The 12,541-nt window shown below is 44.5% G+C and carries 13 protein-coding genes; 11 read left to right on the top strand and 2 right to left on the bottom strand.

Annotation, left to right across the window (positions count from 1 at the left end; translation table 11 throughout):
* Window positions 1–147: 147 nt before the first annotated feature.
* The 8 genes from ICV36_RS06100 to phoR all read left to right on the top strand — a co-directional run bounded on the left by ICV36_RS06100 (window position 148) and on the right by phoR (window position 8,286).
* Window positions 148–1,446, top strand: coding sequence for a lipase family protein (locus ICV36_RS06100; RefSeq protein ID WP_215399779.1), 1,299 nt, complete (start codon window positions 148–150; stop codon window positions 1,444–1,446).
* A 225-nt stretch (window positions 1,447–1,671) separates the two neighbouring features.
* On the top strand, window positions 1,672–2,694 hold the full coding sequence (gene pstS, locus ICV36_RS06095; protein ID WP_215399777.1) for a phosphate ABC transporter substrate-binding protein PstS: 1,023 nt from the start codon (window positions 1,672–1,674) through the stop codon (window positions 2,692–2,694).
* 83 nt (window positions 2,695–2,777) lie between these two features.
* A complete protein-coding gene (gene pstC / locus ICV36_RS06090) occupies window positions 2,778–3,767 on the top strand; it encodes a phosphate ABC transporter permease subunit PstC (RefSeq protein ID WP_251375131.1) in 990 nt (329 codons plus the stop codon).
* Window positions 3,764–4,630 (top strand): phosphate ABC transporter permease PstA, encoded by an 867-nt coding sequence (gene pstA, locus ICV36_RS06085; RefSeq protein ID WP_215399774.1) that lies wholly within the window; start codon window positions 3,764–3,766, stop codon window positions 4,628–4,630. The genes pstC and pstA overlap by 4 nt, the downstream gene beginning before the upstream one ends.
* On the top strand, window positions 4,627–5,475 hold the full coding sequence (pstB, locus tag ICV36_RS06080) for a phosphate ABC transporter ATP-binding protein PstB (RefSeq protein ID WP_251374937.1): 849 nt from the start codon (window positions 4,627–4,629) through the stop codon (window positions 5,473–5,475). The genes pstA and pstB overlap by 4 nt, the downstream gene beginning before the upstream one ends.
* Window positions 5,476–5,487: 12 nt before the next feature.
* Entirely contained in the window at window positions 5,488–6,195 is a 708-nt protein-coding gene (phoU, locus tag ICV36_RS06075; RefSeq protein WP_215399773.1) for a phosphate signaling complex protein PhoU, read from the top strand.
* 15 nt (window positions 6,196–6,210) lie between these two features.
* A complete protein-coding gene (phoB, locus tag ICV36_RS06070) occupies window positions 6,211–6,924 on the top strand; it encodes a phosphate regulon transcriptional regulator PhoB (protein WP_215399772.1) in 714 nt (237 codons plus the stop codon).
* A gap of 63 nt (window positions 6,925–6,987) precedes the next feature.
* The gene (phoR, locus tag ICV36_RS06065; protein ID WP_215399771.1) at window positions 6,988–8,286 is read left to right on the top strand and encodes a phosphate regulon sensor histidine kinase PhoR; all 1,299 of its coding nucleotides are present in this window, start codon (window positions 6,988–6,990) and stop codon (window positions 8,284–8,286) included.
* Window positions 8,287–8,308: 22 nt separating this feature from the next.
* Here phoR and ICV36_RS06060 read toward each other — a convergent pair whose 3' ends face one another.
* Window positions 8,309–8,509, bottom strand: coding sequence for a hypothetical protein (locus tag ICV36_RS06060; protein WP_215399770.1), 201 nt, complete (start codon window positions 8,507–8,509; stop codon window positions 8,309–8,311).
* A 379-nt stretch (window positions 8,510–8,888) separates the two neighbouring features.
* Between ICV36_RS06060 and ICV36_RS06055 the strand changes: the two genes are divergently transcribed.
* The 3 genes from ICV36_RS06055 to ppx all read left to right on the top strand — a co-directional run bounded on the left by ICV36_RS06055 (window position 8,889) and on the right by ppx (window position 11,541).
* A complete protein-coding gene (locus ICV36_RS06055) occupies window positions 8,889–9,605 on the top strand; it encodes an MgtC/SapB family protein (protein ID WP_215399769.1) in 717 nt (238 codons plus the stop codon).
* A gap of 54 nt (window positions 9,606–9,659) precedes the next feature.
* Window positions 9,660–9,869, top strand: a complete 210-nt coding sequence (locus ICV36_RS10305; RefSeq protein ID WP_371743194.1) for a GDCCVxC domain-containing (seleno)protein — start codon at window positions 9,660–9,662, stop codon at window positions 9,867–9,869.
* Between the two features lie 109 nt (window positions 9,870–9,978).
* Window positions 9,979–11,541, top strand: coding sequence for an exopolyphosphatase (gene ppx / locus ICV36_RS06050; RefSeq protein ID WP_215399768.1), 1,563 nt, complete (start codon window positions 9,979–9,981; stop codon window positions 11,539–11,541).
* 72 nt (window positions 11,542–11,613) lie between these two features.
* Here the strand turns inward: ppx and ICV36_RS06045 are convergent, their stop codons facing one another.
* The gene (locus ICV36_RS06045) at window positions 11,614–12,537 is read right to left on the bottom strand and encodes a GNAT family N-acetyltransferase (RefSeq protein ID WP_371743193.1); all 924 of its coding nucleotides are present in this window, start codon (window positions 12,535–12,537) and stop codon (window positions 11,614–11,616) included.
* Window positions 12,538–12,541: the final 4 nt, after the last annotated feature.

The raw sequence follows: 12,541 nt of genomic DNA, 5'->3' as shown, positions 1-12,541 counted from the left end.
CTGTTCTCAAAGGGCATTGCAAGATCCTGATGGGGTTTGGGTAAGTACTGATATTAGCACTGCAATGTAGGTCAAAAATGCCTTGCCCCATGGCCTTTAAAAGATGGTGTTTAATATGGTTTTGGCTCTCATTTAACCGTCTAGATAATGAAAAAAATACTCTCCACTTTGGCTGTTGGCTCTTTACTTGGAATTGGTTTTTCAGCAGCACATGCTGATCCACCCGTTTCTCCTTTCTACGCTGCTGTAATGAAGCTGGCTCCCGAGGGTAAGTTGGGGCAGGTCATCAAGCAGGAGAAAATTGAGACATCCATCAAAGGTGCTCAGGCATGGAGAATTGCCTATATCTCGTCTGATATCTCTGGTCGTAAAACAATTTCAACTGGATTAGTAGTTGCTCCAGTGGGGCAGGCTCCAGCAGGTGGCCGACCTGTTATGACTTGGGCGCATGGCACAACAGGATCAGCGCAGAACTGTGGTCCATCACAAGTGCTTGACCCTGCAGTTCCCTTGAATGAGTATTTCTTGGTGGGCGGTAACTCTTGGACTGATTACGGTGTTCCTGCGGCTGAAGAGTTCATTAAAGAAGGTTATGTTCTAGTGGCAACAGACTATCAAGGTTTAGGTAGTGGCGGAAGACATCAATATAGCGTTGCCGCTACGAATGGTATGGATACGCTTAATGCCGCTCGTGCTGTAATTTCTATGAAAGAAACAGGCGCCAATAAAAAGACCTTAGTGTATGGATGGTCACAAGGTGGTGGAGCAACGATAGCCTTGGCTGGCATGCCTGATTACATCAAGCAAACTGGTACGGTTGCCGATAATCTTGAGATCGTTGGTTTTGTTGCCTTAGCGCCGCAAGATATTTCTATATTGGCCCCTGCTGGAAAGCTTGATCAAGCTGCTGCAGATAAATACCTACAGACTTCACAAAAGATGTTCTTGGATAACATCTTTAATTTCACTCACGCAACGATGTATTACTGGGGAACTCAAGCAGCCTTTCCGAATCTCAAGCTAAGCGATATTTTTACGGATGAGGGTGTCAAGGTAGCCAATGAGATCTACAGCAATAAGTGTATGCATCCAGCTAGCGATACATTTAACTTTAACTACGCATCAACTTACGCAAGTTTATTGAAGACAGCCCCCACCAATACGCTTGCTTGGGCTCAGGCGATGCAAAAGGGTGGTGTGCCTGTTGTAAAACCAATTGCCCCAGTACAGATTTACTTCGGTACAAAGGACACCGCCGTGCCGCCAATGATGCATAAGCTCTATCAAGAGCAAGCCTGCAAACTGGGTGGCAATGTTGGAAGAATGCAATTGCCAGGGGAGCAGTCGCACTTTACGACACCGGGCTCTTCTAAGCCCTTCTATATAGCGTGGGTGAAAGATCGGATTGCTGGTAAACCACTTGCAAACGCCTGCCCTCAAAACTAGAGTGCTCTGACTGAGATAAAAAGCCACCCTGCGGGGTGGTTTTTCTTTGGTTATTTGTGTGACGTATGGGTCGTCTAGATCCCGAGTGAAATCACAGAAACCCCATTTAGAGAGCTATTTAATGAGGTTTAGGGGGCGTCACAGACTTGTCATATAGCTGTCATATTCCAATCGTATCGTTCTCATATCGCGTTGTTGCGCATATTCAATTTAAGGACTGAATAAATGAAATCTTTCTTGAAAAAAGCCTTGGTTATTGGTGCTATTTCACTGGCTCCAGCGGCATTTGCAGTTGATATGACTGGTGCGGGAGCTACGTTCCCATACCCAATCTATGCTAAATGGGCAGAAGCTTTCAAAGCCAAAACGGGCTCAAACTTAAATTACCAGTCTATCGGCTCATCTGGCGGTATTAAGCAGATCAAGGCAAAAACAGTGGATTTTGGGGCGACTGATAATCCAGTAAAGTTTGACGATTTAGAAAAAGATGGTTTGGTTCAGTTCCCGGCGATTATTGGTGGTGTGGTTCCAGTCATCAACGTTGACGGCGTAAAGCCAGGCGAGATCAAATTGGATGGTCCTACTTTGGCTGATATTTTCCAGGGTGTGATTTCAGATTGGGGTGATAAGCGTATCGCCATCATGAATCCAGGTGTAAAGATTCCTAGCGGCCCAATTACTGTAGTTGTGCGTGCTGATGGTTCTGGTACTACAGCGATTTTTACTGATTACCTAGCTAAAACCAGTTCTTTGTTTAAAGACTCTGTTGGTTCTGGCGCTTCTGTGAAGTGGCCTGCAGCCTCAACTGTGGGCGGTAAGGGCAATGAAGGTGTTGCGGCAAACGTAACTCGCGTGAAGAATTCTGTCGGCTATGTTGAATATGCCTATGCCAAGAAAAACAAGATGACATTTATATCTTTGAAAAATAAAGATGGTCAGTTTGTTGCTCCAGATGACCTTACTTTTGCTGCAGCGGCTGCTAGCACTGATTGGGCTGCCATTCCAGGTATGGGCACATTCATTACGAATGCACCTGGTGCTAAATCTTGGCCAATTACTGGTGCATCATTCATCTTAATTTATAAGAACCCAGAAAACAAAGCCAACGTTGCTGAAGTGATTAAGTTCTTTGACTTTGCCTTCAAGGATGGCAAGAAGATGGCGGAAGAATTAGATTACGTTCCAATGCCTGACAAAACAACTGACTTCATTCGCAAGAATGTTTTCACCAAGATTGTCACCAAGTAAAATTTGCCAATCAACCTGTTTACTGAAATATCAAACAGCTCCACTAGGGTGGGGCTGTTTAGCTGTTTAAATGCATGCAAATGATGATAGATAACGCTCAATCTCACTCAGCTCCAACGCCTCAAGCGCTGCGAATCGCCAAGATTCAGCGTGTGCAGGATTTTTTATTCCATGGAATTACCCAGTTTTTTGCTTGTAGTGTCTTGATTGCTTTATTGGGCATCATTGTTTCTCTGGTGATGAATGCTTGGCCAGCGCTCCACACTTTTGGTTTGGGTTTTTTCTTTACTCAAGAGTGGGATATTGTGAATGGTGAGTTCGGTGGCTTGATTGCAATTTATGGAACCCTGGTTACCTCTATCATTGCGCTATTAATAGCCGTTCCCTTGAGTTTCGGTATTGCCGTCTTCTTGACTGAGCTTTGTCCGGGTCCATTGCGTCGTCCTTTGGGTACTGCGGTGGAGTTGTTGGCTGCTGTTCCATCCATCATTTATGGCATGTTCGGCTTGTTTATTTTTGCACCGTTATTTGCTGAGTATGTTGAGCCAGCGCTTGCGGCTACTCTCGGCAAGATTCCAGGCTTGGGTATCTTATTTTCTGGTGCTTTCAACGGCATTGGTGTGCTCTGCGCTGGTCTGATCTTGGCAATGATGATTCTGCCATTTATAGCCTCTGTGATGCGCGATGTATTTGAAATTGTTCCGCCAGTTCTCAAGGAGTCGGCCTATGGTATTGGCTGTACAACCTGGGAAGTGGTTAAGAATGTGGTGCTTCCATATACCAAGGCTGGGGTAATTGGCGGTGTGATGCTGGGATTGGGTAGAGCACTTGGCGAAACTATGGCCGTAACGTTTGTGATTGGAAATGCACAGAGATTATCTGCATCTCTATTTGCCCCGGGCACATCTATTGCATCGACCCTGGCAAATGAGTTTGGTGAGGCTGAGGCAGGAAATCACCTTTCTTCTTTATTTGCACTTGGCCTCGCACTTTTTATTATCACCTTTATTGTTTTGGCATGCGCCAAGTGGATGCTAAACAATATGGAGAAGAAGCAGGGCCTGAAGTCATGAATAAAGCAACTAACATCAATCCAGAAGTGTTTGCTCGGCGCAAACGTGCTAATAAGATAGGTCTTACCCTGTCGATGTTTGCCATGGGTCTGGGAATGATTTTCTTGTTTTGGATTCTAAGTGTTTTAGTGGTTAAAGGTTTTTCTTCTATCAACTTAGATCTCTTTACGCACAGTACTCCAGCGCCAGGTTCTGATGGTGGCGGTCTTGCTAATGCAATTGTGGGCAGTCTAATGTTGATAGGTTGCTGTACGCTAATTAGCACTCCAGTAGGTGTATTGGCTGGCTTGTATCTATCTGAGTATGGTGATCGGAGTAGGGTGGCGGCGATTACGCGATTTGTAACAGACATCATGTTATCGGCCCCATCAATCGTTATCGGTTTATTTGTGTATGCATTTGTAGTTGCTCAGGTTCGTCATTTTTCTGGTTGGGCAGGCACTATCGCCTTGGCGCTAATTGCAATACCAGTTGTTGTGCGCACTACAGAGAATATGCTTCGCTTGGTTCCTGGAAGTTTACGAGAGGCAGCCTATGCCTTGGGAACTCCAAAATGGAAAGTTGCATTTATGATTACACTTCGCGCAGCTCAGAGTGGTGTGATGACTGGTATTTTGCTTGCTCTTGCACGAGTCAGTGGTGAAACGGCGCCTTTATTGTTTACCGCTCTAAATAATCAATTCTTTTCTACTAATATGAATGCGCCCATGGCAAATTTGCCAGTGGTGATCTTCCAATTTGCAATGAGCCCTTACGACAACTGGGTTGATCTTGCTTGGGGTGGCGCTTTGCTGATTACATTTGCAGTGCTAGGGCTAAATATCCTTGCTCGTGTGGTATTTCGAGAAAAGGTTCGGGGATGATGAGTAATATGAGAACAATGTTTGACTTAAATCAGGTGGATAGTCAAGGGGGTAGAGTGGATACGGTAAATCAAGAACCGCAAAAAGCGGCAATTAATGCAATTGAAGTGCGCAATCTAAATTTTTATTACGGCGCATTTCAGGGGCTTAAAAAGATCAATTTAGATATTGAACAAGGTAAGGTTACCGCATTCATCGGCCCATCAGGCTGTGGAAAATCAACACTCCTAAGAACTTTAAATCGCATGTATGACCTCTATCCAGGTCAGCGCGCTGAGGGTGAGATTAATTTCTACGGTCAAAATATTCTTGAGTCGGGCCAAGATTTGAATTTGCTGCGCTCGCGAATTGGTATGGTTTTTCAAAAGCCGACACCATTCCCAATGTCAATTTATGAAAATATCGCTTTTGGTGTGCGTCTTTACGAAAAGCTCTCGCGTTCTGAAATGGATGAACGCGTTGAGTGGGCATTAAATAAGGCGGCACTATGGAATGAGGTTAAAGATAAATTAAATCAGAGTGGTTTATCTCTCTCCGGCGGTCAGCAGCAACGTTTGTGTATTGCTCGTGGTGTAGCCGTAAAACCATCCGTAATCTTGTTGGATGAACCAACCTCAGCGTTGGACCCAATTTCAACGGGCAAGGTTGAAGAGTTGATTCATGAGCTCAAAAATGATTACACCATTGCGATTGTGACTCATAATATGCAGCAAGCTGCCCGTGTTTCAGATTACACCGCTTATATGTATTTAGGCAGTCTGATTGAGTACGGCAAAACAGACGAGATATTTATTAAGCCTAAGCGCAAAGAAACCGAAGACTATATTACTGGTCGCTTCGGTTAATTGGAGACACACATGCCAGATAAACACCTATCATCACAGTTTGATGCCGACCTTAACTCACTCTCAAGTCGATTGCTTGAGATGGGTGGTCTTGTAGAGTCGCAAATTGCCACAGCAATGCGCGCATTTACACAAATGGATATCGATACATGCAATGTAGTGATCGAAAATGAAAAATTAGTAAATGACTTAGAGATTCAGATTGATTTGGCTTGTACTGAATTGATCGCCCGCAGACAGCCTACAGCACGAGATTTACGTCTCGTCATGGCAGTATCAAAAGCGATTACAAATCTTGAACGCGCAGGTGATGAAGCTGAGCGTGTTGCTAAGCGTACAAAGCGCTTAATTGAATCTGGTTTACCGCACAACATTAACGTTGCTGAGATTCGATTATCAGGGCAAATGGCCATTTCATTATTACGTCGCAGTCTCGATGCGTTTGCGCGTTTAGACACCATTGCGGCAGCTGAAGTGGTCCAGGAAGATCGTCAGATTGATGAAGAGTTCAGAGGTTTTGTTCGCAAGCTTATTACCTATATGTCCGAGGATCCACATATGATTAGTACGGGCTTGGATATGCTGACCATTGCTAAAGCGATTGAACGAATTGGTGACCATGCAAAAAACATTGCAGAGTTTGTAATCTATATTGCTAAGGGTTCTGATGTTCGCCATATTCCGCATGAAGATTTGGTCCGCGAAGCAAATAGACAATAACCAGGATCTCTCATAATGACTCACCGCATACTCATAGTTGAGGATGAGCCATCAATTGCAGAATTGATTGCGATAAATCTGTCTCATGCTGGTTATGAAGTGGAGAAGGCAATGCAGACAGATCTTGCATTGGCAATGATGAAAGACCAGTTGCCCAGCCTTATTATCTTAGATTGGATGATGCCTGGTAAGTCTGGCGTGCAATTTGCCAAAGAGCTACGAGCCAACGAGCGGACCAAGGGTTTGCCGATTCTCATGCTTACCGCAAAAAGCGAAGAGGCCGACAAGGTTCTTGGGCTTGATTCTGGTGCGGATGATTACGTCACTAAGCCATTCTCCCCCAAAGAGCTTATCGCTAGGGTTAGGGCAATACTGCGGAGACAATCACCCATTGAAGATACGGGCCCATTGACGATTGGTCCATTAAAGCTAGACCCAAGCTCTCATCGCGTGCTAGCAGTTTGGCCTAATCAGGAGGCAAAGTCAGTTGCTTTGGGTCCAACAGAGTTTCGCTTGCTGCAATTTTTTATGGCCAATCCAGAACGTGTTCACTCCCGCGCTAGTCTGTTGGATAAGGTTTGGGGTAGCGAGGTTTATATAGAAGAAAGAACGGTTGACGTTCATATTAAGCGCTTAAGGGCCGCATTGGCGCCTTATGATTGTGAGCGCTATGTAGAGACTGTTCGGGGTAGTGGTTACCGAATAACCAAGACGCCAACCGAGGCATAAGCCTCTATTTAGGTATTTTCTAGAAATCTCCAGTTGATTTTGGAGATGCTCTAATATTGCAGCATGCTCTCAGTGCTCACCCGCTTTTTTGTCATCATTTGTGTCGCATTTATTGCGGCTTTTATTGCCCTGTCATTTTGGGGTGCAGAGTGGGCTATTGCTTCTGGAATTTCAGTGCTTTCAATACCCCTCGTCTATGCATACATTAATTTAGCGCGGCTTAGGAAGTATGTTCTTGCGGATGCCGTTGAAAATATGCCATTACCCAGCGGTTTTTGGGAAGAGGTGTTTTTTAGGTTGCAACGTTTGGTTAGAAATCTAAAGCAACGCATTCGCAGCATTGAACAACAACATGATCATTTTATTGAGGCGTTCCAGGCGTCGCCAAATGGAATAGTCATGCTAGATGAGGGTGATCAAATTGAATGGTGCAATAGTATTGCGGAGAGATTTTTTGGACTGATCTTTAAGCGTGATGTAATGCAACGCATCAATTTTTTAATTCGTCGCCCTGAATTTATACAGTATCTCAATAAGCGTAATTTCGAAGAGCCTCTATTAATGGAGCGCATGGGGTCTGATGGCAGCTTAAGTTTGATGTTGCAGGCCTTTCCCTTCGGTCAAAAGCGTCATCTTCTTTTAGTTCAGGATGTTACGGATTTACAAAAAGCAGATGCAATGCGTCGTGATTTCGTGGCTAACGTTTCACATGAGATGCGTACACCAATTACTGTATTAATGGGCTTTCTGGAAACCGTTCAGTCACTAGATTTAAAGAAAGAACAACAGGATCAGTACTTCGACATGATGATGTCGCAAGCACAGAGAATGAAGAGTTTGGTTGAGGATTTATTGACGCTGGCTAATTTAGAGTCCAATGCATTGCCAGCTACTAATACTGTAGTAAAGGTTGAAACATTAATGGCCTTGCTAAAGAACGATGCGGAAGCGCTCTCGCAAGGAAAGCATTCATTGAGATTTGATGTCAACTCAAGGAGAGATTTGCTGGGTGATGAAAGAGAGATTCTCTCCGCATTTAGTAATTTAGTTTCTAATGCTATTCGTTATACACCAGATGTCGGGTCAATCGATGTTCAATGGAGTGTGAATGATCAGGGGCAGGGCGAATTTTCGGTTACAGATACTGGCCCAGGAATTGCATCCGAGCACTTATCTCGATTAACAGAGCGCTTTTATCGGGTGGATAGAAGCCGCTCAAGAGATACCGGAGGCACTGGTTTAGGTTTAGCTATTGTTAAGCATATTGCTAATCGACATCAAGCTCAATTGCTAATTGAAAGTACCCCCGGAAGAGGCAGTAAGTTCATGCTGCGCTTCCCTAAAGAGCGGGTAGTGGCCTAAGTGCTGCTTTGGTGCTAAATACTTAGTCTTTCTTTTTCTTTTTCTTCTTCTTAGACTCTTTGGGCAGCTTCTCTGTCTTGCCGTTGGCATAGAGGCACCACACCTTAATTTCTTCGAATAGCTCTACGAGATCCTCGTGAGGAAGATTTTTGAGGTCTACAAGCCCGATGCTGCCGGACTCTTGTAGCTGCTTGACCGCATCTTCATATTGATATTTGCTCATGTTCATTCAACCGATGGATTAAGTTATGCCCAATCCTAGCAAACAAATATGACAAATCCACATTTTTACTAACTTCAATGGTACAGGCCCAAACTCAAGAGGGTTGAGGTTTTGCATTTGGGCATTTGCTCCAATTTCTGGTAAGAAAACTGCCATAAATTTGGATTAAGATGTTTTAAGTCTTTCTGTAACCCAACTTTTAAGTTTATGACTGAGAATCTAGCACAATACATTCCTCTTGCACTCAGGATGGGCGCAAAGGAGAGTTCATCGGTTGATCCCGTATTGGAGCAATCTATTATCCAGAATCGGGATAAATGTCGCCTGAAAAATACTTCTTCAGACTCCTGCACAAAAACTGGAGTTGAATAAATCCTCTATGGAGTTCATTAATAATATTAATTTTGCGTCATTAACTGACACTGCAATTAGTCTTTGCGCAGCTTTTTCTCTTGGCGGCTTAATTGGTTTAGAGCGTCAGTATCGTCAGCGTACTGCAGGGTTAAGAACGAATATCTTAGTGGCACTGGGTGCAGCCATATTTGTTGACGCTGCTAATCGCCTGACGGGACATGAGGGCGCAGTCCATGTCATGGCATACGTGGTTTCTGGGATTGGATTCCTCGGTGCTGGCGTCATCATGCGCGAGGAGGGTAATGTCAGAGGGATTAATACTGCAGCTACCTTGTGGGCATCTGGAGCGGTTGGTGCCTGCGCTGGTGCTGATTTAATTCTGGAGGCTAGTCTAGCCACGATATTTGTACTTGCGGCAAATACCTTATTGCGTCCGGTAGTTAGCTTGATTAATAAACAACCTCTGGATACTGAAGCGGTTGAAGTAACTAATTCTGTTTATATCATCACCCCAAAACATGCCCAAAAGCATGCTCTAAAGCAGTTTATTAGAACCTTAGAAGAGGCGGGCTATCAAACTCAAGATATTGAAGTGCATCAATTTGGTAGTGAGGATGTCGAGATTCAGGTGGTGCTCACGGCATCTGCCGTTGATGGTGAAGAGATGGATCAATTGATTGCCAAGATTGCAGATCAAGAATTTGTTACGCAGGCATTCTGGAGTCCTAGTACCACTGATTAGGCATTAGATCGCGATTGACACATTGCTGAAACAATCGTCGTTCACTATTACGTTGTGAACCAAGTCATCAATCATCCGCAATCTATTGTTACCTGCCCCTACTGCCAAGCTTCTGAAATCATGAGCTCTGAAGAGGGTGCCCAGCATTTATACCGCTGCCGTTCATGCAGTGCAATTTTGAAGCCCAAGTCCGGAGATTGCTGCATTTTATGTAGTTTTGGCAATCGAGATTGCTCAAGCTCAGAACAAAACTTAGCAGCCTAGGAACCCCTTTGCCCCTAGCTAGGTCGGCCTGCTGTAGTTTTCATTAATATGTCATGGTTTTTACATAAAATAGACATAATTAAAACAGCATTCCATTTTGGGGAAGATATTGGCCAGTAATCCCGTAGAACCATTAGCAGTCTCAGCAGACCTTGTTGCTGCGGTTGATTTGGGGTCTAACAGTTTTCGGATGTTAGTGGCTCAGGCTGTAAATACACCCTCGGGAACGCAACTACGTCCTATCGACACACTGCGCGAGACAGTGCGCTTGGCTGCAGGCCTTACTGAAAATAAATTACTTGGTAACGATGCCTATCAACGGGGATTGATCGCGATTAAACGCTTTGGTGAGCGAATTCGTGGGTTTGATCCAGCCAATGTCCGTGCTGTTGCCACCAACACCTTACGAGTTGCTAAGAATGCCCAGCAGTTTGTTGAAGATGCACAAGAGGCCTTAGGCTTCCCTATTGAAGTGATTGCCGGCGTCGAAGAAGCGCGTTTGATATACATAGGCGCAGCCCATGAAGTGCCAGCAGTACAAGGCAATAGATTGGTGGTGGATATTGGTGGCGGCTCTACTGAATTTATTATTGGTAAGGGTTATGAGCCAAAGCTCATGGAAAGTCTTTATATTGGCTGCGTCTCGCATAGTCTGCGTTTTTTTCCAAAAGGTAATATTGATGCGCATGCCTTCAAAGAAGCAGAACTCGCTGCACGCCGAGAAATCCAGGTTATTTCAGGGGCTTATTTAAAGAGTGGTTGGAAGCAGGTGATTGGTTCCTCTGGAACTGCTAGAGCATTGGCTGATCTGATTGCCAATAATAATTTCAATGGGCTTGGTGATAGCTTAACAATGGGTCGCGTTAATGGTGCCAGTGGCCTCATTACCCGTGATGGTTTGAAGAATCTCAAAAAACATCTTTTGAAGTACGAGCATGTCAATCAGGTGGAGCTCGAAGGTCTTAAGGATGATAGAAGAGCGGTATGGCCTGGCGGCTTGGCTATTATGTTGGCAGCCTTTGATGAGTTGGGCATTGAAGAAATGGAAGTCACTGATGCCGCCTTACGCAGTGGGGTTTTATATGATCTGCTGGGTCGGTCACAGCATCATGACATGCGTTATGTCACCGTTGAGCAATTTATGCAGCGTTATTCGGTTGATCGCGAGCAAGCAGATAGAGTTGGAAAATTGGCAGCAGATTTTTTGCAGCAACTACCAAAACCTGAATCTGAGAGTAGAGCGGATAACGTGGCCCTGCTGCAATGGGCGGCTAACTTACACGAAATTGGTTTATCCATTTCCCATAATGGGTACCATAAGCACTCCGCTTATATCGCCGGCAACGCAGATATGCCAGGATTTTCTAAGAATGACCAAGCTCGACTTGCGGCATTATTGATTGGGCATACTGGAAAATTGGGTAAGTTAGCAAATAATCATGGTTTTGAAGATTGGCGCATGCTTTTTTGTTTGCGGCTAGCCCAGGTGCTGTGCCGCGGCCGTAATGACTCTAGCCTTCCTAAAGTAAAAGTTTCTGAACACGATGGTTCTTACTTGGTTAGTCTTGCTAAAGGCTGGGCTGCTGAGCATCCCCTAACAGAATTCAGTCTCCTAAAGGAAGCTGCCGAATGGGAAAGAATCGGACGCTCCTATCAAGTTAGTTTTAAATAAAGCTAACCTACAAATAAAAAGACCCACTTGATTTGAAGTAGGTCTTTTCTTGTAAAGCAACAAACCTATTAATTACATACCTAAAAAATGCTTTGCGTAACGCGGGTTAATTTCAGATAGACGCAGCATGGTTAATAAGTCAGCGGTATTAAAATCCGGATCCCACGCTGGAGCGCTGCAAATTTTAGCCCCTAGCTTTAGGTATCCCTTAATCAATGGTGGGGGCTGTACATCTAATCCACCATTAAGTTTATCTAAGGGCAATGGTAGGCGAGGGAAGGCGTGAAACTCTGTTGGCGCCATTTGATCATTGCCTAAAGAGTTGTAAAGACTTGCTGCGAAGTGGCCGCCATCAGCCATGGGGATGCTGGCGCAACCCAACATGATTTCATAGCCATTCTTCTGCATATATTGAGCCAATCCACTCCAGAGGGCCATGATGACTGCTCCTGAGCGATAGTCTTGATGAACGCAGGATCTACCCAGTTCAACCAATTTAGGGCGAAGGTGGTTAATGCGCGATAGATCAAACTCAGAATCCGAATAAAGACGGCCAATTTCTAATGCTTTGTGTGGTGGCAATACACGATAAGTACCAACTACCTTAAGACTATCTTGATCTCGAATTAATAGATGATCGCAATAAGCATCGAATTCATCAATATCTAAACCCTCTGCATTACTGGGTAGGTTTGCACCCATTTCTTCAGCAAAAACTTTGTAACGCAGACGTTGCGCTTCTTTGATTTCGCCTGGAGTGCTTGCCCAAATAATCTGAAAGGCAGGTTTTTTAGGTTTCTCTACCTGAGTAACCGGGATGACGTCGGCTGACCTGAGCTCGGCTCTGGTTTTTAAGGCAAACTTCTTGCCAAATAGTTTCTTGGCCAGCTTTTTCGAGAGTTTTTGGAAGGCATTTGGCTTATTTCTTCTTAAGGCCTTGACCTTCTTGGGTGCAAAAATTTCAAATGAGCCGATTGGGTTTGGAATTTCAGACATAGTT

This window comes from Polynucleobacter sp. MWH-UH35A (genome assembly GCF_018687075.1).
GTDB lineage: Bacteria > Pseudomonadota > Gammaproteobacteria > Burkholderiales > Burkholderiaceae > Polynucleobacter.
This window is presented reverse-complemented; position numbering and strand designations above follow the sequence as displayed.